Here is a 21,070-nt window from a genome sequence, read left to right on the forward strand (position 1 = left end):
GGGCACCGATGAGTTCTGGGCCGAACCCGGGTCTGCACCCACGACACGTGTCGGACGACCGGAGGAGTGCCAGTATGGGAAACATGGGTGAGACCGTGGTGGGAATCGGCACGCGCAAGGGGCTGTGGCTGGCCCGGAGCGAGGACAGGCAGACGTGGCGGGTCGAGGGGCCGCACTTCCTCATGAGCGAGGTGTTGACGGTGCTGTTCGACACGCGCACCGACCCGACGAGGCTGCTCGTGGGCTTCCGCTCCTCGCACTGGGGGCCGTCGCTGCAGCACTCCGACGACCTCGGCGCCACCTGGGTCGAGCACCCTGAGGGGTCGATCCGTTTTCCCGAGGACACCGACACCGCGCTCAAGGCGACCTGGCAGCTGGTGGCCGACCCGCACGACCCGGCAGTGGTCTGGGCCGGCACCGAGCCGCAGGGCCTGTGGCGCAGTGCCGACCGGGGCGAGACGTTCGAGCTCAACCGTGGCCTGTGGGAGCACCCGCACCGCCCGGAGTGGGGCGAAGGCTTTGGCGGCGGAGCCATCCACACCGTCCTGCCCAACCCTGCCGACGCCGAGCACATGCTGGTCGCGATGAGCACGGGCGGCGTCTACAACACGCGCGACGGTGGCGCCTCGTGGAATCCGGGCAACACCGGTATCCACGCGTACTTCCAGCCGCACGACGAGTGGCCCGAGTTCGGCCAGTGCGTCCACAAGGTGGTTCGCGACAGCGGCACGCCGACCCGGCTCTACGCGCAGAACCACAAGGGCGTCTACCGCTCTGACGACGACGGGGTGACCTGGACGTCGATCGAGGCGGGGCTGCCGACGAACTTCGGGATGACCGCGGTGGCGCACCCGAGCCAGGGCGACACCATGTGGCTGGTGCCGATCGCCTCCGACGGCGAGCGCATCCCACCGGCGGCCGAGCTGCAGGTCCAGCGCACCGACGACGCCGGTGCAACCTGGCGGACCCAGCACGAGGGACTGCCGTCGCCGAGCTACACCAACGTGCTGCGCGATGCCGCGTGCCTGGACACCAACCTCGACGAGCCGGGGCTCTACCTCGGCACCCGCAACGGCGAGGTCTACGCCTCGATCGACGGCGGCGACTCGTTCGCCCGGATCGCCGAACAGCTGCCCGACGTGCTCTGCGTGCGTGCGGTCACCCTGTCATGACCGCACGTGTGGTGCTCCCCGGTCTGCTGCGCGACCTGGCCGACGGTGCGGCCGAGCTGCCGGTCGAGCTGGGCGGGGAGACGGCGCTCGGCGAGGTGCTCGACCTGGCCTTCGAGCCGTGGCCGATCCTGGCGTCCCGGGTGCGCGACGAGCGGGGCCAGATCCGTCGCCACGTCAACGTCTTCGTCGACGGCGAGGACGCCAAGCGCGCCGACGGGGTCCAGACGGCAGTCACCCCGAGCTCGACGGTCCACGTGATCAACGCGGTCTCCGGCGGCTGACCGGACCGCCGTCCACTACCTGACGCGAGTGTTTGAAGGCTTTGACGCACCCTGGCCCGTCAAAGCCTTCAAAGACTCGGGGGAAGGGGGCTGGGTCAGCCGGTCCAGACGCCGTCGTCCCAGGCGGCGCGGAGCACCGCGCGGTGCGGCTCGAGGTTCCACCCGCGCTCGGTGAGCCAGTCGTCGTTGCGGTAGGTCCCGGCATACCTCTCGGACCCGTCGCACAGCAGCGAGACGATGCTGCCGCCCTCGCCCCGCTCGGCCATCTCGCAGGCGAGGCGCAACGCGCCGAACACGTTGGTGCCGGTGGACGCGCCACCCCGCAGGCCGGTGCGTTCGGTCAGGAAGCGCATCGCCGCGACGGAGGCCGAGTCGGGGACCAGCATCATCCGGTCCACCACGCTCGGCACGAAGCTCGGCTCGACCCGCGGCCGTCCGATGCCCTCGATGCGTGACCCGCAGGCCGCCGTGACCCCGGCGTCGTCGCCGCAGAACGCCGGCAGGAAGGCCGAGTTCTCCGGGTCCACGACGCACACCTGGCTGGCCAGCCCGCGGTACCGCACGTAGCGCCCGATGGTCGCGCTGGTGCCACCGGTGCCGGCGCCGACCACGACCCAGTGGGGGACGGGGTGCCGCTCACGACCCATCTGCTCGAAGATCGACTCGGCGATGTTGTTGTTGCCCCGCCAGTCGGTGGCCCGCTCGGCAAAGGTGAACTGGTCGAGGTAGTGCCCACCCCGCTCCTGGGCCAGCCCGCGCGCGACCTCGTAGACCTCGCCCGCGTCGTCGACGAAGTGGCAGTGACCACCCTCGCGTTCGATGAGGGCGATCTTCTCCGGGCTGGTGGTCCGCACCATGACGGCGATGAACGGCAGCCCGAGCATCCGCGCGAAGTAGGCCTCGCTCACCGCGGTCGAGCCGCTCGACGCCTCGATGACGGTGGTGCCGTCGTGCAGCTCGCCGTTGCACAGGGCATAGAGGAACAGCGACCGCGCCAGACGGTGCTTGAGGCTGCCCGTGGGGTGCGTCGACTCGTCCTTGAGGTAGAGGTCGATGTCGGGGAGCCCAGGGAGTGGAACGTGCACCAGGTGGGTGTCGGCGCTGCGGTTCGCGTCGGCCTGGATGCGGCGGATCGCCTCGTCGAGCCATGGCCGGTCCCTCGGCGCGGACGCCGTGACGTCGATCAGGGCGGGCGGCTGCTCCATCGGTCGTTCCTCACTGCGCTTAGAGGTATGCCGCGGCCGCGGGTTCACTGCCTCGGGTCACCTCGTCGTGGTGGGACGAAGGCTATCGGCCGGGGCGGGTGGCCGCCGCGATGAGGAGTGGCAGGAACTCCCGCTCGAGGGTGCCGGCGGGGACGGCGCGGGGTTCGAGGAGGTGTTGGCCGAGGCCGCCCTGCAGCACGATGGTGATCATCCGGACGGTGTCCTCGGTGGGGAGCGTGAGGGTCAGGCCGTGGGCGCTCGCGATCTGGTCGACGAGGGCCACCAGGTCTCGGCGGAGGGCCCTCTGGAGGTCGGCGTAGGCGGTGCGCGCCGCCGGGTCACGGAGGGCGTGCAGGGCGAACTCGCTGATGAGCAGGTGCCAACGACGTCGCTCCTCGGGTTGGCCGGTCCACACGCGGATGACGCCCTCCAGCAGCTCGTCGAGCGTCAAGCCCGGTTGCGCGGCGAGATCGCCGACCGCGGCCTGCAGCCTGGTTGCGTGCTGGGCGTAGAGCTCGAGGACCAGCTCGTCGCGGCTCCCGAAGTTGGAGTAGAAGGCGCCGCGGGTGAACTCGGCGCGCTCGCAGATGTCTTCGACGCTCGCACCGTGGAAGCCTCGCTCGGCGAAGACGTCGGCCGCCGCAGTCAGCAGCCGTTGACGCGTTGCCTCCCGACGGGCCGTGCGCCGAGGCGCTCCAGGGCGGGCCGTGGCAGGAGTCACGTCACGGGAAGTGGCGATGGGCATGCTCGAAGGATACACTCCTGTATTGAATACAGATGTGTATCGAAATGGTCGGCCAATAGTGCCGGACTGGAACAGGTTTGCCCATGGAGCTCATCGCCGACGGGGTCAGCGTCGCAGGACTGCACGGACCCCTCCTGCTACCCACCAGCCTGCGGGCGACTCCGCGTCAGGTGACCGTCGTTGCGGGGGACCCCGGCCACGGCCACACGGCGCTCGCGCTCGCTCTCGGTGGGCGCGTCACCACCGCGTCTGGCGAGGTCACCCTCGACGGCTCGCCAGACGCCGCCCTGCGTCGCCGCCACGTGTCGCTGGTCGACGTTCCCGACGTGACCTCACCGGAGGACTCCTTGAGCGTGCGTGCAGCGATGGCCGAGCAGCTCGCCCTCGCCGGACGCCCGTCGAGCCGGGCGGCGACGCGGGCGTTCCTCGGCGGCCGTGGCAGCGGCGCGCTGGCCACGATGCGGTTCGAGACCCTTCCGTCCCACGAGCGCACCTCCTTGTTGATGCAGGTCGCCGCGAGCCGGGCTGCCACCACGGTGCTCGTGGTATCGGCCCCCGACCGGTTCGGCGGCGACCCTGGACGCTGGTGGCGCACTGCCGAGGACCTGGCCGCCGAGGGGCTCACGGTGGTGGTCCAGTGCACTCATGCCACGGCGAAGGGGCTGGCCAAGGGCATCCACTTCGAGCTGGGGGTATCGGCATGACCGCCATCAGACTGGCTCTGACCGAGCTGCGCCGCATCACCGCCGGGCGGCTGCCGCGCGCCGCCCTGTTCGCGCTGGTGCTCGTCCCGACCCTCTATGGCGGGCTCTACCTCTACGCCAACAAGGATCCCTATGGCGGTCTGGAGCGCGTGCCCGCAGCAGTCGTCGTGGAGGATGCCGGCACCACCCTCGCCAACGGCGAGGACCTTGCTGTGGGCAACCAGGTCGCCTCTGAGCTCGCCGACTCCAGGAGCTTCGGCTGGCACCGGGTGTCCCGCGCTGCCGCCAACAGGGGCGTCGAGGACGGAACCTACAACTTCGCCCTCATCGTGCCGCGGGACTTCTCGGCCGCCCTGGCCTCGAGCGCCGAGTTCACGCCCCGACAGGCTCAGCTTGAGATCGAGACCAACGACGCCAACAACTACCTGTCGCGCACCATCGCCAACCAGCTCGTCGCCCAGGTGACGAAATCTGTTGCCTCGCAGGTGAGCTCGACTGCTGCCAGCCAGCTGCTCGTCGGGTTCACCACGATCCACGACAAGGTGAGCGAGGCGGCCGACGGTGCGGCTGAGCTGGCGAACGGTGCCCGCAAAGCGGCCGACGGTGCGGGTCAGCTCGAGGCGGGTGCGGGTCAGCTCGTGGCCGGTGAGAAGAAGCTCGTGACCGGGGCCGACGCGTTGTCGTCGGGAGCCAGCGAGGCCGCCTCTGGCGCCGACCGGCTCTCTTCCGGTGCCACCGCGCTGAGCTCGGGCCTGTCCACCCTCGACCAGCGCACGAGCTCTCTCTCGGCCGACACCCGGCGTCTGGCCAACGGCGCCCAGCAGGTCGCCGACGGCAACGCCAAGGTGGCCGCCTCCGGCCGCAGGGTCGCCTCGGCTGCCTCGACCTTCGTCACGACGATGACGACGAGCCAGGGCGCGTTGGCCGACCGGCTGCGCGCCGCGGGGTTCACCGACGCGCAGGTGCGCCAGGTTCTCGACGCGGCGGCCACGCTGAGCGGACCGGTGACCGATGCGAACTCGCAGATCCGGACCGCGTCCACCCAGCTCGACCAGCTGTCGGCCGGAGCGGCGCAGGTCGCGACCGGCGCCGACCAGCTCGCCGACGCGGCTGGGCCCCTCCACACGGGTATCCACCAGGCGGCATCGGGCAGCTCCACCGTGGCGTCCGGGGCGAGTGAGCTCGCGGCCGGCAACCGGAGGCTGGCCGCCGGAGCGAGTGACCTCGCGGCCGGTCAGCGCTCCGCCCTCGACGGGGCGACCGCGCTGCGGTCGGGTGCCACCGAGCTCGCCGGGGGCCTCGGCAGGCTCGACGCCGGTGCGGTGCAGCTGCACGACGGACTTCAGCAGGGTCTGCGCTCCATCCCCGATCCCAGTGCGGACGCCCGCAAGGCGGTGGCCCAGACGCTCGGAAACCCAGTCGGGGTCAAGGGTTCCTCACTCGCGTCGGCGGCCACCTATGGCGCGGGACTCGCCCCGTTCTTCCTCAGCCTCGCGCTGTGGATCGGTGCCTACGTGCTGTTCCTGCTCGTCAAGCCGCTCTCGTCGCGCGCGCTGGCGGCGGGCCAGCCGAGCTGGCGCACCGCACTGGGAGGATGGCTCGCGCCCGCAGCTCTCGGCGTGGTCCAGTCCGTCCTCGTGTATGCCGTGGTGCTGCGAGGTGTGGGCATCTCCGCACAGCATCCGGTCCTGTTGTTGGGCTTCATGGTTGCCGTCTCGATGACCTTCGTGATGATCCTGCACGCCCTCGCGGCCCGGCTCGGCTCGCCCGGCAAGTTCCTCGGCCTGGTCTTCATGGTCCTGCAGCTGGTCAGTGCCGGAGGGACCTTCCCGTGGCAGACGCTGCCCGAACCGCTGCACCCGCTGCACCATGCGTTGCCGATGACCTACGCGGTAGACGGGATCCGGCGGCTCATGTACGGCGGTTCGTTGACCCACCTCGGGCTCGACCTCGTCGTCCTCGGGGCCTACGTCGTGGGGGCATTCCTGTTGTCGACCTGGGCTGCTCGCAAGGCCGCGATGTGGTCGGCAGCGCGGATCAAGCCGGATCTCGCGATCTGAGGAGGCCGCCCGGTCTGCGGCGGTATGTCGTCTCGCCTCGGGCGCTGCTGTCAAGACTGGTTGTTGTCGTCCAACGGGTCCATGCTCGGGGTATGACCCTCGCCAGCGATGACAAGGTGCTCATCCTCTTCCGGCACGCCAAGGCCGAACAGGTCGTCGGCAAGCCCGACCACGAGCGCTCGCTCACCGGACGCGGCCAGCGCGATGCCCGGGCGGCCGGCGCCTGGCTGCACGAGCACGAGCTCGGACCCGAGCTGGTGCTCTGCTCGACCGCTGCGCGCACCCGCCAGACCTGGGCGGCGGCCGTCGACGGGGGCGCCTGCGGCGAGACGATCGAGTTCGACGACGGGATCTACTCCGGCGGCGCGCAGACCGTGCTGCAGACCGTTCGGGAGTCGGCAGGGGAGGCCCAGATCGTGATGGTCGTGGGGCACAACCCGACGATGGCGATGCTCGCCAGCCGCCTGTCCGAGGGCGACGGATCCTCAGCGGCGCACGAGTGCCTGGCCGCAGGGTTCCCCACGTCCTCACTGGCCGTACTGCGTTACGCCGGGCCGTGGTCCGGTCTCGACTTCGGCACCGCGGAGCTCGAGCGGTGCCACGTCTCGCGCGGGTGACCACGCGGCATACGTGGCTCGTCTTGTCTTTTCGGTCTGTGAGACCGGCGTCCCACCCTGTGGACCCGAGTTCTAGACTGCGGACATGACGACCACCGAGCCCACTGTGGGCGCAGTCACCGCCGGCGTCGACATCAAGCCGCGCAGCCGCGACGTCACCGACGGCATCGAGAAGACCGCCGCGCGCGGCATGCTCCGTGCCGTCGGCATGGGGGACGACGACTGGGTGAAGCCACAGATCGGGGTGGCCAGCTCGTGGAACGAGATCACCCCCTGCAACCTGTCCCTCGACCGGCTCGCCAAGGCCGTCAAGGACGGCGTGCACGCGGCCGGTGGCTACCCGCTGGAGTTCGGCACCATCTCCGTCAGCGACGGCATCTCGATGGGCCACGAGGGCATGCACTTCTCACTGGTGAGTCGCGAGGTCATCGCGGATTCCGTTGAGACAGTGATGAATGCGGAACGGCTCGACGGTTCGGTCCTCCTCGCAGGCTGCGACAAGTCGCTGCCCGGCATGCTCATGGCCGCGGCGCGCCTCGACCTCGCCAGCGTCTTCTTGTATGCCGGGTCCATCCTCCCGGGGATCGCCAAGCTGTCCGACGGCTCCGAGAAGACCGTGACGATCATCGACGCGTTCGAGGCGGTGGGCGCCTGCGCGGCCGGCCTGATGTCGCGGGCCGATGTGGACGCGATCGAGCGCGCGATCTGCCCGGGCGAGGGCGCCTGCGGTGGCATGTACACGGCCAACACCATGGCCTCCGTCGCCGAGGCCATCGGGATGTCGCTGCCCGGGTCGGCTGCGCCGCCGGCGACCGACCGGCGTCGTGACGGTTTCGCCCGGAAGTCCGGGGAGGCGGTCGTTGGACTGCTCCGCCGCGGCATCACGGCCAGGGACATCATGACCAAGGAGGCGTTCGAGAACGCCATCGCCGTCGTGATGGCGTTCGGCGGCTCCACGAATGCGGTGCTGCACCTGCTGGCGATCGCCAACGAGGCCGAGGTAGACCTGACCCTGGACGACTTCGTGCGGGTCGGGGCCAAGGTGCCGCACCTGGCTGACGTGAAGCCGTTCGGCCAGTACGTCATGACCGACATCGACCGGGTCGGGGGAGTGCCGGTCGTCATGCGCGCGCTGCTCGACGCGGGGCTGCTCCACGGCGACTGCCTGACCGTGACCGGCAAGACGATGGCGCAGAACCTCGCCGACATCGCGCCCCCGGACATCGACGGCAAGGTCGTGCGCGCCATGAAGGAGCCGATCCACAAGACCGGCGGCATCACGATCCTCAAGGGAACGCTGGCCCCCGAGGGTGCGGTGGTCAAGTCGGCCGGGTTCGACTCCGACGTCTTCGAAGGGACGGCGCGGGTCTTCGACGGCGAACGGGCCGCGATGGACTCAGTGGCGGAGGGTTCGCTGAAGGCGGGCGACGTCGTCGTCATCCGCTACGAGGGACCCAAGGGCGGCCCGGGGATGCGCGAGATGCTCGCCGTGACCGGTGCGATCAAGGGAGCCGGGCTGGGCAAGGACGTCTTGTTGCTGACCGACGGCCGGTTCTCCGGCGGGACGACCGGGCTGTGCGTCGGTCACGTGGCACCCGAAGCGGTCGACGGCGGCCCGATCGCGTTCGTGCGCGACGGTGACCGGATCACCCTCGACGTGGCCAACGGGGTCCTCGACGTCCACGTCGACGAGGCAGAGCTGGCTCGCCGAGCCGAGGGCTTCGTCCCCCCGGAGTCCAAGTACCCGCGCGGCGTCCTCGCCAAGTACCGCAAGCTCGTCGGCAGTGCCAGCGGCGGAGCCGTCTGCGGCTGAGGTCAGCCCGCCGGGCGGTGGTCGATCCGGTCGCGGGTGCCGAGCAGGGTCTTGTGGAGGTGGGCGTACCACTGGGACAGCTCGGCATCGATGCTCGCCCACCGGTGGTCGCCGAGCTGGAGCGCGGGACCGACGACGGGCAGCTGTTCCACCAGGGTCATGCGGTCGTCGTCGCAGGGGTGGGACGACCACAGGTCGACCTCCCGGCGGGACGCCTGACGCAGGACACCGATGTCGCGCGAGCGTCTGGCGGACGAGCGTTCGACGACGGTGACGAGCTCCTCGGGCTGGATGCGAGGTGCCTGGTCCCACAGGTCCTGCCAGATCCCGGGGGCGATGAGCAGTCGTTCCGAGCTCACGATGAAGGCCTTGCTGCCGCCCACCTCGCGAGCGTTGAGATCGGCCAGGAACTCGGCGCGTCGACTGTCCGGCATCGCGACGCTGTCGACCATCAGCTGGAGGGCCGCGCCGACGGTGTTGACCAACGCCAGCACCGCATGCAACACGATGCCGGCGAACCCGCCGAACGTCCCGCCGTGCCACGCGGCTGAGCCTGCGCCCTCCAGCGCGCGCAGCCAAGGGTTGCGGCCGCCGGTTGCCGCCACCGCGCGCGCCCCGAAGGACCGCGCCGGAAGCGTGAGCACCGAACGCATGGGGTCGTTGTTGACGACGTGACCGAACTCGTGCGCGAGCACCGAGATCCGCGCCTCAGGAGTCAGCATCAGCCACAGTGGGACCCCGATCACCAGCAGCGTCTCCTGACGCCACCCGAACCGCGCGACCGCGGCGTTGACCCTCATGTCGAAGACGATGGCGTCAGGAGGAGCCGCACCGACGGCCGCGGCGACGTCGTTGACGAGCCTTCGCAGCTCGATGCCCTGGCCGTCTGCGAGGCGGGTGGCCTTCGGCACCGCAAGGAAGCGCGGAGCCAGAGCAGCCGCGGCTGCGAACAGCACGAGGGACGCCAGGATGCGGATGCCCAGCGGCCAGTGCGGCGTGACCCAGGCCCAGACCACACCGGCCAGGCACCCCAGCATCAGGAGCACGATCAGAGCCGACACGGCCATCAGCCACACGCTCCCGACCGTCGCGGCGCTCGGCGTGGAGCGGTCCGAGCCGAGCTCGCGCAGCAGGCGCTCGTCCAGCTGGCGTCCGCGGCGGTAGCCCCACCGACTGAGCAGCTTGGTGCCCCGATAGGGCGCGACTGCCGGGTCGTACGCATCGAGGTTCCACCGGCAGTGCGTGCACCAGGGCACTGTCGCCAACCCGACCCGCGGGATCGCGTTACCGCACTGGGTACAGACGGTCTGTGTGGCGGTGGACGCTCTGGCTGGCACGACGAGGGAGCCTATTGTCGATGGCGTCGTCGCGGGTCGGCTTCCGACAAGTCGGGCACCCCCGGCGGCACTTGTTGCGGGGAGATGGTCACAGGACGCCGAAATCCACTCCGGCTGACCACCAGGTGGCAACAAGTCGGGTGAGGGTGGTCCTGTGACTGAGACGACAGGTCCGGATCGTGGGACCGGCTGTCTCGCACGTTGACACCATCGGGGGTCGGCGAGAGAGTTCTCGTGTGGCACGAATTCTCGTACTTCCTTAGCGCGCAGGCCCTCATCCCGAGAGCCAGCGCGCTGCCCTCCGACGTTCCCCACCGGAACTGGAGGGTTTTTTTGTGAGCAGATCCGGTGTGAACCGATCCTGCGAGCAGAGCCCAGTGGTCCACCACCAGCGAGAACCGAAAGCGGTAGTGAAGTGAGCGACGCGAAACCGGCCCCGAGTCCGGCGCCCAGTCCGTCCAGGCTGGCCGAGCAGGCGAAGGCCAAGGTGCCCACGCAGGTGACCGGCGCCCAGAGCCTGGTGCTTTCCCTCGAGGCAATGGAGGTCGACACGGTCTTCGGCATCCCGGGCGGGGCGATCCTCCCGGCCTACGACCCGCTGCTCGACTCGGTCAAGGTGCGTCACATCCTGGTCCGCCACGAGCAGGGTGCCGGCCACGCGGCCGAGGGCTATGCCAGCGCCACCGGCAAGGTCGGTGTCTGCATGGCGACGTCCGGTCCGGGCGCGACCAACCTCGTGACCGCCATCGCCGACGCCTACATGGACTCGGTTCCGATCGTGGCGATCACCGGCCAGGTCGCCTCCGCGGCCATCGGCACGGATGCCTTCCAGGAGGCCGACATCCGTGGCATCACGATGCCGATCACCAAGCACAACTACCTCGTCACCGATGCCGACCAGATCCCTCGAGTCATCGCCGAGGCGTTCCACATCGCCTCGACCGGTCGCCCCGGACCAGTGCTCGTCGACATCTCGAAGGACGCGTTGCAGGCGAAGACGACGTTCTCCTGGCCACCGAAGTTCGACCTGCCCGGCTACCGTCCGGTGGCACGGCCGCACAACAAGCAGATCCGCGAAGCCGCCCGCCTCATCGCCCAGGCCAAGAAGCCGGTGTTCTACGTCGGTGGTGGCGTCATCCGCGGCAACGCCTCCGACGCCCTGCGTGAGTTCGTCGAGCTGACCCAGATCCCTGTCGTGACAACGCTGATGGCCCGCGGCGCCGTCCCTGACAGCCATCCGCTCCACCTCGGGATGCCCGGCATGCACGGCTCGGTCGCGGCAGTCACCGCCCTGCAGAAGTCCGACCTGCTGATCACCCTGGGTGCCCGCTTCGACGACCGGGTGACCGGCCAGCTGGCGACGTTCGCGCCCGAAGCAAAGGTCATCCACGCCGACATCGATCCCGCCGAGATCTCCAAGAACCGCAACGCCGACGTCCCCATCGTCGGCGACGTGCTCGAGGTCATCAGCGAGCTCATCAAGGCGGTCACCGCCGACCGCGAGGCCGGCGCCGTGGGCGACTACGACGCCTGGCGCGAGCAGACGGCCGGCTGGAAGGCCACCTTCCCGTTGGGGTACACGTCGCCCGAGGGTGAGGAGGACAGCGTGTCGCCGCAGTACGTCATCGAGCGCATCGGCGCGATCAGCGGCCCCGAGTCCGTCTACGTCGCAGGCGTCGGCCAGCACCAGATGTGGGCCGCCCAGTTCGTCCAGTACGAGCGCCCGAACGCCTGGCTCAACTCCGGTGGCCTCGGCACGATGGGGTATGCCGTGCCGGCCGCCATGGGCGCGAAGGTCGCCCAGCCGGACCGCGTCGTCTGGGCCATCGACGGCGACGGCTGCTTCCAGATGACCAACCAGGAGCTCGCGACCTGCGTCATCAACAACATCCCGATCAAGGTCGCGATCATCAACAACAGCAGCCTGGGCATGGTGCGCCAGTGGCAGTCGCTGTTCTACGACAAGCGCTACTCCAACACCGACCTGCACACCTCGGTCGGCAGCCGGATCCCCGACTTCGTCAAGCTGGCGGACGCCTACGGCTGCGTCGGGCTGCGGTGCGAACGTCCCGAGGACGTCGACGCCACGATCAAGAAGGCGATGGAGATCAACGACGTCCCCGTGATCGTGGACTTCGTCGTCCACCGGGACGCCATGGTCTGGCCGATGGTCCCGGCGGGGGTCAGCAACGACGCCATCCAGGTCGCGAAGGACACTGCGCCGCAGTGGGATCGCGAAGAGGACGAGGCCACCGAGCAGCCCGAAGATGCTGACAAGGACGGTAAGTAGATGGCGATGAGCAAGCACACCCTCTCGGTCCTGGTGGAGAACAAGCCCGGCGTGCTCGCACGCATCGCCGCATTGTTCTCCCGGCGCGGCTTCAACATCGACTCGCTCGCCGTGGGCCCGACCGAGCACCCGGAGATCTCCCGCATGACGGTGGTCGTCGACGTCGACGCCCTCCCACTCGAGCAGGTCACCAAGCAGCTCAACAAGCTGATCGAGGTGCTCAAGGTCGTCGAGCTCGAGCCCACCGCCTCGGTGCAGCGCGAGATCCTGCTGGTCAAGGTTCGCACCGACGTGCACAGCCGCAGCCACGTGCTGGAGACGGTCCAGCTGTTCCGTGCCAAGGTGGTCGATGTCGCCAGCGACACCCTGACCATTGAGGTGACCGGCAACCGCGACAAGCTCGCCGCGTTCCTCGAGGTCATCGAGCCGTTCGGCGTCAAGGAGCTGGTCCAGTCCGGCATGGTCGCGATCGGTCGCGGCACCCGGTCGATCACCGATCGGGCACTCCGCACGGCCTAGCGCGACCCCGCGACTGCCGCGGCACCCGCCGCGACGACCACGCGGCATACCTGAATCGTTCTGAAGCCCAACAGATTTCACTGATCACCCGAAGAAGTACTGACAACACTAAGGAGTGGCCACCGTGGCCGAGATGTTCTACGACGACGACGCTGACCTGAGCGTGATCCAGGGCAAGAAGGTGGCCGTCATCGGCTACGGCAGCCAGGGCCACGCCCACGCACTCAACCTGCGCGACTCCGGGGTGGACGTCCGCGTCGGCCTCGCCGACGGCAGCAAGAGCCGCGCCAAGGCCGAGGCCGAGGGACTCACCGTGCGCTCCGTGGCGGACGCCGTGAAGGAAGCCGACCTCGTCGTCATCCTCACGCCCGACCAGGTGCAGCGCACGGTCTACGCCAACGACATCGCGCCCAACCTCAAGGAGGGTGCTGGCCTGCTGTTCGGCCACGGCTTCAACATCCGCTTCGACTACATCAAGCCCGAGGCCGGCTCCGACGTGATCATGGTGGCCCCCAAGGGTCCCGGTCACCTCGTCCGCCGCGAGTACGTCGACGGCCGCGGCGTGCCCGTGCTGCTCGCCGTCGAGCAGGACGCCTCCGGCGAGGCGTGGGCGCTCGCCCAGTCCTACGCCAAGGCCATCGGTGGCCTGCGCGCCGGCGGCATCCGGACGACCTTCACCGAGGAGTGCGAGACCGACCTGTTCGGTGAGCAGGCGGTGCTCTGTGGTGGCGCGAGCCAGCTGGTGCAGTACGGCTTCGAGACGCTCGTCGAGGCCGGCTACCAGCCCGAGGTCGCCTACTTCGAGTGCCTGCACGAGCTCAAGCTGATCGTCGACCTGATGGTCGAGGGCGGCATCGCCAAGCAGCGCTGGTCGGTGTCCGACACGGCCGAGTACGGCGACTACGTCTCCGGCCCGCGCGTCATCGACCCGCGCGTCAAGGAGAACATGCAGGCGGTGCTGGCCGACATCAAGAACGGCGCGTTCGCCAAGCGGTTCATCGACGACCAGGACGCCGGCGGCCCGGAGTTCAAGGCGCTGCGCGAGAAGGGTGCCCAGCACCCGATCGAGGGCACCGGCAAGGAGCTGCGCAAGCTGATGAGCTGGATCAAGGAGACGGACTCCGACTACGTCGAGGGTTCCGCCGCGCGCTGACGAGCAGCAGAGAGCAACGTATGCCGGTCGGTCCCGTTCGCGGGGCCGGCCGGCTTCGTCGTGTGCTCGGGGATGGACCGCCGGGCGGTCCGACGGGCAGTCCGCACGAGTTGTCCCCAGGTTGTCCCCAACGGTGGACAAACCTTGGACGGTCGGGTCGGTCGGCCGGTGGAGCCGACCCTGCGACCCCACCGTGCGTGGAGCTGTGGCCTGCACCACACTGCGTGTGTCACATGTCGAGCCACGGCATCCACATGCTGGGCGGAGCCTTATGCTGACCGCGGGCACAGCGTGGTGCCGGACCCATCAGTGAACCCATCCGTGACCCACCAAAGGACTGACACGTGAGCAAGCCGATCGTGCTGATCGCCGAGGAACTCTCGCCCGCCACCATCGACGCCCTCGGGCCCGACTTCGAGGTGCGCCACGTCGACGGAGCCTCTCGCGAGGCGCTGCTGCCGGCCCTCGCCGACGTCGACGCCGTGCTGATCCGCTCGGCCACGAAGATGGATGCCGAAGCCATTGCCGCGGCCAAGAACCTCAAGGTGATCGCCCGCGCCGGCGTCGGCCTCGACAACGTCGACGTGCCCGCCGCGACCCGGGCCGGCGTCATGGTCGTCAACGCACCGACCTCCAACATCACCTCTGCTGCCGAGCTCGCGGTCGGCCTCCTGCTGTCCACCGCCCGCAACATCGCCCCGGCCAACCAGGCCCTCAAGGCCGGCGCCTGGAAGCGCAGCAAGTACGGCGGTGTCGAGCTGCTCGACAAGAAGGTCGGCGTCGTCGGGTTCGGTCGCATCGGCCAGCTCGTCGCCGAGCGGCTCAAGGGCTTCGGCATGGAGATCCTCGCGTACGACCCCTACGTCTCGGCCCAGCGTGCCGGCCAGCTCGGCGCCCAGCTGGTCACCCTCGACGAGCTGCTCGAGCAGAGCGACTTCATCACTGTGCACCTGCCCAAGAACGCGGAAACCCTTGGCCTGATCGGCAAGGAGGCCCTGACCAAGGTCAAGCCGACCGTGCGCATCATCAACGCCGCCCGCGGCGGCATCGTCGACGAGGAAGCCCTCGCCGAGGCGCTGCGCGAGGGCCGCGTAGCAGGTGCCGGCATCGACGTCTTCGCCACCGAGCCGACCACCGAGAGCCCGCTCTTCGAGCACGAGTCCGTCGTCGTCACGCCACACCTCGGTGCCTCGACCGACGAGGCGCAGGAGAAGGCAGGCGTCGCCGTCGCCAAGTCGGTGCGGCTCGCGCTCGGTGGAGACCTCGTCCCGGACGCCGTCAACGTGTCCGGCGGCATCGTCCCGGAAGAGGTCCGCCCCGGGATCGCGCTCGTCGAGAAGCTCGGCCGCATCTTCACCTCGCTGGCCGGCTCGGTGCCGGTGCAGCTGGACGTCGATGTCCAGGGTGAGATCACCGAGTACGACGTGTCGATCTGGAAGCTCGCCGCGCTCAAGGGCCTGTTCACCGACGTGACCGAGGACCCGGTGACCTACGTCAACGCTCCGCTGCTCGCCGAGCAGCGTGGCTGCGAGGTGCGCCTGCTCACCGACCCGACGATGCAGGACTTCCGCAACGTCACCACCCTGCGCGGCACGCTGGCCGACGGCGCCACGATCAGCGTCGCGGGCACGCTGACCGGCCCGCGCCTGATCGAGAAGATCGTCGGTGTCAACGGGTTCGACATCGAGGTGCCGCTGACCGAGCACCTCGCCTTCTTCACCTACGTCGACCGCCCCGGTGTCATCGGCACAGTCGGCCGGCTGCTCGGCGACGCGCAGGTCAACATCGCCGGCATGCAGGTGGCGCGCAACGAGAAGGGCGGCCAGGCGCTCGTCGCCCTCACTGTCGACTCGAGCATCCCCGCCGACGTGCTCGCCGCGATCGTGACCGAGGTCGGCGCCGACGTGAGCGTCGTCGACCTCAGCTGAGTCCCGGCACCACCACGAGCAACCACGAGGTATGCCGGTCGGTCCCCACCGCGGGGACCGACCGGCATACCTGTTTGTGGGGCTTGGCTTGGCTGTGCAGGGCTTGGTCGGCGGGCTCAGCCCCGCGGTGGGCCGTCGTGGAGCACGAGGTTGAACAGGATGCTGTCCTGCCAGGCTCCGTCGAGGTAGAGGAACTCCGGGATCCGCCCGTACTCCTGGAAACCGCACCGCCGCAGCACCTGCTGGGACGGGAGGTTTGCCACGTTCGTGCTGCCCCCGAGGCGGTGCAGGTTGAGTTCGTGCGCGCGCTCGACGAGGAACTCCAGGGTGGCGACGCCCAGGCCGCGCCGCAGGTGGCCGTGGTCGATCCAGTAGCCGACGTCAGCGCCCTGCATGGCGCCACGGACGATGTTCTGCAGGTTCGCCGCACCCACGACGTCGTGACCGTGCCACAGCAGCCAGCAGTCGTAGAGGCCCTGGGCGACCTGGTCGAGGCGCCCGGAGATGGTCTCGCGTTGCCCGGCCTCGGTGAAGAACGCGTCGGGGCGGGTGGGTTCCCAGGGCTTGAGGTGTTCCCGGTTGCGGTCGTAGGCGGCCGCCAGCGCGGCGGCGTCGTCGAGCGCGAGGCGGCAGACGGTGTAGCCCTCTGGATGCACTGGACCAACCTAGGACACGGGTGACGGAGGGGCCGCCGCGACACGTGACCGGGGCCACGTCCAGAGGTGTCTCACAGCGTGGGAAACGGGTGTCGTTTAGTTGGACGTCCACGTAACCTCGAGGACATGACGCGGCAGGTCGTAATTCTTATTTGCCGCGGCGAGTTCCGGTAGTCAGCCCACTCGCCGCGGAGATCCCGCGTGCGTGGCTGACAGAGGCGCCCCGTTATCCGGCGAGTGCCCAGTGCGATTCCGAGAACTCACCCAGACCCGAACCCTGTTGGGACACAGGGACATCCGCAAAGGAATGATTCAGATGAGCGAAGAAGCAGACAAGGCACGTCAGGCACTGCAGGAGTCGATGGACCTGCGCGAGCAGGGTCACTCCGACGACTGACGTCGCAGGCGAAATCCTCCGCACCGTGTGGGTGCGGCGACGAACGGCTTCGGGCGACAGTCCGGGGCCGTTCGTCATGTGAGACACCGGTATCAGATCGCAAGACCGTCCTTAGGCTGGAGAACATGGCTTCCGAGAGCACTGGCAACGACACCGTCAACCTCGCCGTCATCGGCGGCGACGGGATCGGTCCAGAGGTCGTGGCCGAGGGGATCAAGGCCCTCGAGACCGTCACGGCAGGCACCGGCACCAAGTTCCACACGACGGAGTACGACCTCGGCGCGCGTCGCTGGCACGCCACCGGCGAGACGCTGCCGGACTCGGTCCTGGAGGAGCTGCGCGGCCACGACGCGATCCTCCTCGGGGCGATCGGCGACCCGACCGTGCCCAGCGGTGTCCTCGAGCGCGGCGTGCTGCTGCCGCTGCGCTTCGCCCTCGAGCAGTACGTCAACCTGCGTCCCGCGAAGCTCTACCCCGGGGTGCTGAGCCCGCTGGCTGTCGAGCGGGTCGCCCCCGACGGCATCGACTTCGTGGTTGTCCGCGAGGGCACCGAGGGGCCGTACGTCGGCAACGGTGGGTCGCTGCGCACCGGCACCCCGAACGAGATCGCCACGGAGGTCAGCGTCAACACCCGCTTCGGTGTCGAGCGGGTCGTCCGTGACGCCTTCACCCGAGCCCAGGCCCGACCGCGTCAGCACCTCACCCTGGTCCACAAGCACAACGTCCTCACCCACGCCGGTCACCTGTGGCGCCGCACCGTCGAGGAGGTGGGAGCCGAGTTCCCCGAGGTCACCACCGCCTACCAGCACGTGGACGCGGCCACGATCTTCCTTGCCACCGACCCGGGCCGGTTCGACGTCATCGTCACCGACAACCTCTTCGGCGACATCATCACCGACATCGCGGCAGCCATCGTCGGTGGCATCGGTCTCGCCGCCAGCGCGAACATCAACCCCGAGCGGACGGCGCCGAGCATGTTCGAGCCGGTCCACGGGTCGGCCCCCGACATCGCCGGCCAGGCCAAGGCCGACCCGACCGCCACGATCCTGTCGGTCGGCATGCTGCTCGAGCACCTGGGCCGTCACGACGAGGCTGCCCGGGTCGAGCGCGCGGTCGCGGCCGACCTGGCCGCCCGCGGGAGCGCGGTACGGTCCACCCCCGAGGTCGGCGACGCCATCGCGTCGCTCCTCGGTTAGGGCGCGCCACAGGCGCCCTGTCCTCCGGCGGCGCCCGCCACTCCTGCCCGAAGCGCCAGCCGGGACGGGTAATCTCGGCAGGAGACCGTGCACCGCCGCACCGGACTTCATTGGACCGGGCACCCACGTAGGAGGACCCCCATGAGCCAGACCACCGCCCCGCTGACCTTCGAGGTCACCCGCCGCAACGACCCGCGGCCGGACGTGGAGCGCGAGGCGGTACTGGCGAACCCGGGGTTCGGCACCACCTTCACCGACCACATGGTCACCGCCATGTGGCGCAAGGGTGAGGGATGGAGCGAGGGCAAGGTCGCGGCATACGGACCGATCACCCTGATGCCCTCGGCAGCGGTGCTGCACTATGCCCAGGAGATCTTCGAGGGGATGAAGGCCTATCGCCACGCGGACGGGTCGATCTGGACCTTCCGCCCGGAGGCGAACGCCCAGCGGATGCAGCGCAGTGCCCGCCGGATGACCCTGCCGGAGCTGCCCGAGGAGGATTTCCTCGGATCGCTGCGCGCCCTCGTCGAGGTCGACCAGGCGTGGGTGCCCTCCGGCGCGAGTGGCGAGTCGAGCCTCTACCTGCGGCCGTTCATGTATGCGTCCGAGGCCTTCCTGGGCGTGCGCCCTGCGTCCGAGGTGACCTACTCGGTCATCGCCTCGCCGGCCGGCGCCTACTTCAGCGGCGGCATCAAGCCAGTCACGCTGTGGCTGTCCATCGACTACGCGCGAGCCGGGGAGGGTGGCACCGGGGCAGCCAAGTGCGGCGGCAACTACGCCTCCAGCCTGGCCGGCCAGCTCGAGGGCATCGAGAACGGCTGCGACCAGGCGGTCTTCCTCGACGCCTCGACGCACACCTACGTCGAGGAGCTCGGCGGGATGAACCTGTTCTTCGTGACGAAGGACAACAAGCTGATCACGCCCGAGCTCACCGGCTCGATCCTCGAGGGCGTCACCCGCTCGTCGGTCCTCGCGCTCGCCAAGGAGATGGGGCTCGAGCCCGAGGAGCGCCGCATCCCCATCCAGGAGTGGAAGGACGGCGCGGCCAGCGGCGAGATCGTCGAGATATTCGCCTGCGGCACCGCGGCCGTCATCACGCCGGTGGGCGAGCTGCGTTGGGACGGCGGGTCGTGCGACCACCGCAACGGGGTCGATTACGGCGAGGTGACGCGCACCATCCGCGAGCGGCTGCTGGACATCCAGTACGGCCGAACCGAGGACACCCACGGATGGCTGACCCGGTTGGTCTGACCCGGTTGCTCTGACCCGGTTGGTCTGACCCGGTTTGTTCGATTCCCAGGGTGCTGGTGGGCCTGCCGGCCACGCATGGGCATCAATGGTTTGTGATTGGACCATTGACACGGTGCGCGGCGTGGGTGAAGCATTCGGCTCAAAGTCGTTGCGACCACTAGGAGCCCGGTATGGCCAGTGTCACCGAACTGTCCGACGACGAACGCCGGCTGGCGGAACTCGGGTACAAGCAAGAGCTCGACCGGTCGTGGTCGGGCTTCTCCAACTTCGCCATCTCGTTCTCCATCATCTCGATCCTCGCGGGTTGCTTCACCACCTTCGGCGTCGGATGGAACAACGGCGGCCCGGCTGCGATCGCTTGGGGTTGGCCGATCATCAGCATGTTCATCCTCAGCATCGGGCTGTGCATGTCCGAGCTGGTCTCCGCCTACCCCACATCAGGTGGCATCTACTGGTGGGCCAGCAAATTGGGCGGAGTGAAGGCGGGCTACTACACCGGATGGCTCAACCTCATAGGGCTGCTCGCCATCGACGCATCCGTCGCCTACGGGTGTGCCACCTTCTTCGACCTGACCCTCGGGGCATTCAACAGCGGCTACACCTCGGGTGAGCTCAACCGAGTCTTCCTGTACTTCATCGTCGTGCTCGTCCTGGTGTCACTGGTCAACATCTTCTCCGCCCACCTGCTGGCGGTGCTCAACAACGTCTCGGTCTGGTGGCACGTGTTCGGCGCCCTGGCCGTGGTCCTCATCCTGTGGTTCGTCCCCAACCACCACGCCAGTGTCTCGTCCGTGTTCACCCACACGGTCAACAACACCGGGTTCATCGGCGGGAGCACCCATGGTCTCGGCTTCCTGCTCTACGTCCTGCCGATCTCGGCGATCCTCACGCAGTACACGATCACCGGGTACGACGCCTCGGCTCACCTGTCGGAGGAGACCCACGGTGCCGCCGACAGCGCGGCCAAGGGGATCTGGCAGTCCATCGCCTACTCGGCGATCGGCGGCTGGGTCCTGCTGCTCACCTTCCTCTTCGCCGTTCAGGACGAGGCGGGAGTCACCAAGGGGGGCGGCGCTGTCGCGACGATCTTCAGCCAGGCGCTGACGAGCAAGTGGGCCGGCGCCATCCTGCTCATCTCGACGGCGGGACAGTTCTTCTGCACGACCGCCTGCATGACCTCGACCACGCGCATGCTCTTCGCGTTCAGCCGCGACGGAGCGGTGCCTGGGTCGCGGCTGTGGTCCAAGCTCAGCGCCAAGCGCGTCCCGGTCAATGGCGTGATCCTGTCGGCTGTGGTCGCGGTGCTGCTCACGCTTCCGGCCCTGGTCAAGGTCAACATCGGTTCGGCTGACGCTCCGATCTATGTCCCCATCGCCTTCTTCGCGGTCGTCTCCATCGGTGTGGTCGGTCTCTACGTGGCCTTCGCCATCCCGATCTACTTCCGCTGGCGGATGGGTGAGGCATTCCAGCAGGGCTCGTGGAACCTCGGCAGCAAGTGGCGCTGGCTGGCACCCTTGGCCATCGTCGAGATCATCGTCACGTCCGTCGTCGCGATGCTGCCCACGGTCAACACCGGCAACCCGTTCGACAAGGACTTCGCCTGGAAGTTCGTCAACTACACCCCAATCGTCGTTCTCGGTGCCATGGCTTTGCTGTGGGTGTTCTGGCACGTGTCGGCGAAGAAGTGGTTCACCGGGCCCAGGCAGACAGTCGACGCGGATGTCGCCGACACGTTCCGCTGACGGA

At 69.0% G+C, this 21,070-nt stretch carries 18 protein-coding genes; 14 read left to right on the forward strand and 4 right to left on the reverse strand.

What is annotated here, in order from left to right; all coding sequences use genetic code 11:
- Positions 1-83 precede the first annotated feature (83 nt).
- Together EAH86_RS12905 and EAH86_RS12910 are read left to right on the forward strand one after the other, a co-directional pair.
- On the forward strand, positions 84-1,172 hold the full coding sequence (locus tag EAH86_RS12905) for a WD40/YVTN/BNR-like repeat-containing protein (RefSeq protein ID WP_140741365.1): 1,089 nt from the start codon (positions 84-86) through the stop codon (positions 1,170-1,172).
- Positions 1,169-1,453 carry a MoaD/ThiS family protein gene (locus tag EAH86_RS12910; RefSeq protein WP_140741367.1) on the forward strand — a complete coding sequence of 95 codons (285 nt, stop codon included), beginning with the start codon at positions 1,169-1,171 and terminating at the stop codon, positions 1,451-1,453. Before EAH86_RS12905 ends, EAH86_RS12910 begins: the two co-directional genes overlap by 4 nt.
- A 95-nt stretch (positions 1,454-1,548) precedes the next feature.
- Here the strand turns inward: EAH86_RS12910 and EAH86_RS12915 are convergent, their stop codons facing one another.
- Positions 1,549-2,658: a PLP-dependent cysteine synthase family protein gene (locus EAH86_RS12915; RefSeq protein ID WP_140741369.1), complete on the reverse strand. Its 1,110-nt coding sequence runs from the start codon at positions 2,656-2,658 to the stop codon at positions 1,549-1,551.
- An 82-nt stretch (positions 2,659-2,740) separates the two neighbouring features.
- On the reverse strand, positions 2,741-3,403 hold the full coding sequence (locus EAH86_RS12920; protein ID WP_140741371.1) for a TetR/AcrR family transcriptional regulator: 663 nt from the start codon (positions 3,401-3,403) through the stop codon (positions 2,741-2,743).
- A gap of 83 nt (positions 3,404-3,486) precedes the next feature.
- Between EAH86_RS12920 and EAH86_RS12925 the strand changes: the two genes are divergently transcribed.
- The 4 genes from EAH86_RS12925 (at position 3,487) to ilvD (ending at position 8,597) form a co-directional block, all read left to right on the forward strand.
- Positions 3,487-4,107, forward strand: a complete 621-nt coding sequence (locus EAH86_RS12925; RefSeq protein WP_140741373.1) for an ABC transporter ATP-binding protein — start codon at positions 3,487-3,489, stop codon at positions 4,105-4,107.
- The gene (locus EAH86_RS12930) at positions 4,104-6,167 is read left to right on the forward strand and encodes a YhgE/Pip domain-containing protein (RefSeq protein WP_140741376.1); all 2,064 of its coding nucleotides are present in this window, start codon (positions 4,104-4,106) and stop codon (positions 6,165-6,167) included. The genes EAH86_RS12925 and EAH86_RS12930 overlap by 4 nt, the downstream gene beginning before the upstream one ends.
- Before the next feature lie 92 nt (positions 6,168-6,259).
- The gene (locus tag EAH86_RS12935) at positions 6,260-6,784 is read left to right on the forward strand and encodes a SixA phosphatase family protein (protein WP_140741378.1); all 525 of its coding nucleotides are present in this window, start codon (positions 6,260-6,262) and stop codon (positions 6,782-6,784) included.
- Positions 6,785-6,869: 85 nt separating this feature from the next.
- Positions 6,870-8,597, forward strand: coding sequence for a dihydroxy-acid dehydratase (gene ilvD, locus EAH86_RS12940; protein WP_140741380.1), 1,728 nt, complete (start codon positions 6,870-6,872; stop codon positions 8,595-8,597).
- Positions 8,598-8,599: 2 nt separating this feature from the next.
- Here the strand turns inward: ilvD and EAH86_RS12945 are convergent, their stop codons facing one another.
- Complete coding sequence (locus tag EAH86_RS12945; protein ID WP_140741382.1) at positions 8,600-9,934, reverse strand: M48 family metalloprotease; 1,335 nt, start codon at positions 9,932-9,934, stop codon at positions 8,600-8,602.
- A gap of 463 nt (positions 9,935-10,397) precedes the next feature.
- Here EAH86_RS12945 and EAH86_RS12950 point away from each other — a divergent pair, with 463 nt between their 5' ends.
- The 4 genes from EAH86_RS12950 (at position 10,398) to serA (ending at position 15,824) form a co-directional block, all read left to right on the forward strand.
- On the forward strand, positions 10,398-12,224 hold the full coding sequence (locus tag EAH86_RS12950) for an acetolactate synthase large subunit (protein WP_241668375.1): 1,827 nt from the start codon (positions 10,398-10,400) through the stop codon (positions 12,222-12,224).
- Between the two features lie 6 nt (positions 12,225-12,230).
- Positions 12,231-12,743, forward strand: coding sequence for an acetolactate synthase small subunit (ilvN, locus tag EAH86_RS12955; RefSeq protein ID WP_140741388.1), 513 nt, complete (start codon positions 12,231-12,233; stop codon positions 12,741-12,743).
- Between the two features lie 124 nt (positions 12,744-12,867).
- A complete protein-coding gene (ilvC, locus tag EAH86_RS12960; RefSeq protein WP_140741391.1) occupies positions 12,868-13,896 on the forward strand; it encodes a ketol-acid reductoisomerase in 1,029 nt (342 codons plus the stop codon).
- Positions 13,897-14,240: 344 nt separating this feature from the next.
- Positions 14,241-15,824, forward strand: coding sequence for a phosphoglycerate dehydrogenase (serA, locus tag EAH86_RS12965; RefSeq protein WP_140741393.1), 1,584 nt, complete (start codon positions 14,241-14,243; stop codon positions 15,822-15,824).
- A gap of 116 nt (positions 15,825-15,940) precedes the next feature.
- On the opposite strand, the gene EAH86_RS12970 is transcribed toward serA, so the two are convergent.
- Positions 15,941-16,480, reverse strand: coding sequence for a GNAT family N-acetyltransferase (locus EAH86_RS12970; protein ID WP_140741395.1), 540 nt, complete (start codon positions 16,478-16,480; stop codon positions 15,941-15,943).
- 307 nt (positions 16,481-16,787) lie between these two features.
- Here EAH86_RS12970 and EAH86_RS12975 point away from each other — a divergent pair, with 307 nt between their 5' ends.
- The 4 genes from EAH86_RS12975 (at position 16,788) to EAH86_RS12990 (ending at position 21,066) form a co-directional block, all read left to right on the forward strand.
- On the forward strand, positions 16,788-16,877 hold the full coding sequence (locus tag EAH86_RS12975) for a 3-isopropylmalate dehydrogenase (protein ID WP_194150778.1): 90 nt from the start codon (positions 16,788-16,790) through the stop codon (positions 16,875-16,877).
- A gap of 125 nt (positions 16,878-17,002) precedes the next feature.
- Positions 17,003-18,073, forward strand: a complete 1,071-nt coding sequence (locus EAH86_RS12980; protein ID WP_140741397.1) for a 3-isopropylmalate dehydrogenase — start codon at positions 17,003-17,005, stop codon at positions 18,071-18,073.
- 141 nt (positions 18,074-18,214) lie between these two features.
- The gene (locus EAH86_RS12985) at positions 18,215-19,324 is read left to right on the forward strand and encodes a branched-chain amino acid aminotransferase (RefSeq protein ID WP_140741399.1); all 1,110 of its coding nucleotides are present in this window, start codon (positions 18,215-18,217) and stop codon (positions 19,322-19,324) included.
- A gap of 170 nt (positions 19,325-19,494) precedes the next feature.
- A complete protein-coding gene (locus EAH86_RS12990; protein WP_140741401.1) occupies positions 19,495-21,066 on the forward strand; it encodes an amino acid permease in 1,572 nt (523 codons plus the stop codon).
- Positions 21,067-21,070 lie beyond the last annotated feature (4 nt).

The organism is Pedococcus bigeumensis (genome assembly GCF_006438965.1).
GTDB lineage: Bacteria > Actinomycetota > Actinomycetes > Actinomycetales > Dermatophilaceae > Pedococcus > Pedococcus bigeumensis_A.

What these genes read in the sequence shown, in the direction of transcription:
- EAH86_RS12915 (WP_140741369.1), bottom strand. Translation starts at nt 2,658, where the DNA reads ATGGAGCAGCCGCCCGCCCTGATCGACGTCACGGCGTCCGCGCCGAGG.
- EAH86_RS12905 (WP_140741365.1), top strand. Translation starts at nt 84, where the DNA reads ATGGGTGAGACCGTGGTGGGAATCGGCACGCGCAAGGGGCTGTGGCTG.
- EAH86_RS12930 (WP_140741376.1), top strand. Translation starts at nt 4,104, where the DNA reads ATGACCGCCATCAGACTGGCTCTGACCGAGCTGCGCCGCATCACCGCC.
- EAH86_RS12925 (WP_140741373.1), top strand. Translation starts at nt 3,487, where the DNA reads ATGGAGCTCATCGCCGACGGGGTCAGCGTCGCAGGACTGCACGGACCC.
- EAH86_RS12920 (WP_140741371.1), bottom strand. Translation starts at nt 3,403, where the DNA reads ATGCCCATCGCCACTTCCCGTGACGTGACTCCTGCCACGGCCCGCCCT.
- EAH86_RS12990 (WP_140741401.1), top strand. Translation starts at nt 19,495, where the DNA reads ATGGCCAGTGTCACCGAACTGTCCGACGACGAACGCCGGCTGGCGGAA.
- EAH86_RS12910 (WP_140741367.1), top strand. Translation starts at nt 1,169, where the DNA reads ATGACCGCACGTGTGGTGCTCCCCGGTCTGCTGCGCGACCTGGCCGAC.
- EAH86_RS12985 (WP_140741399.1), top strand. Translation starts at nt 18,215, where the DNA reads ATGAGCCAGACCACCGCCCCGCTGACCTTCGAGGTCACCCGCCGCAAC.
- EAH86_RS12975 (WP_194150778.1), top strand. Translation starts at nt 16,788, where the DNA reads ATGATTCAGATGAGCGAAGAAGCAGACAAGGCACGTCAGGCACTGCAG.
- EAH86_RS12935 (WP_140741378.1), top strand. Translation starts at nt 6,260, where the DNA reads ATGACCCTCGCCAGCGATGACAAGGTGCTCATCCTCTTCCGGCACGCC.
- ilvN (WP_140741388.1), top strand. Translation starts at nt 12,231, where the DNA reads ATGAGCAAGCACACCCTCTCGGTCCTGGTGGAGAACAAGCCCGGCGTG.
- EAH86_RS12980 (WP_140741397.1), top strand. Translation starts at nt 17,003, where the DNA reads ATGGCTTCCGAGAGCACTGGCAACGACACCGTCAACCTCGCCGTCATC.
- ilvD (WP_140741380.1), top strand. Translation starts at nt 6,870, where the DNA reads ATGACGACCACCGAGCCCACTGTGGGCGCAGTCACCGCCGGCGTCGAC.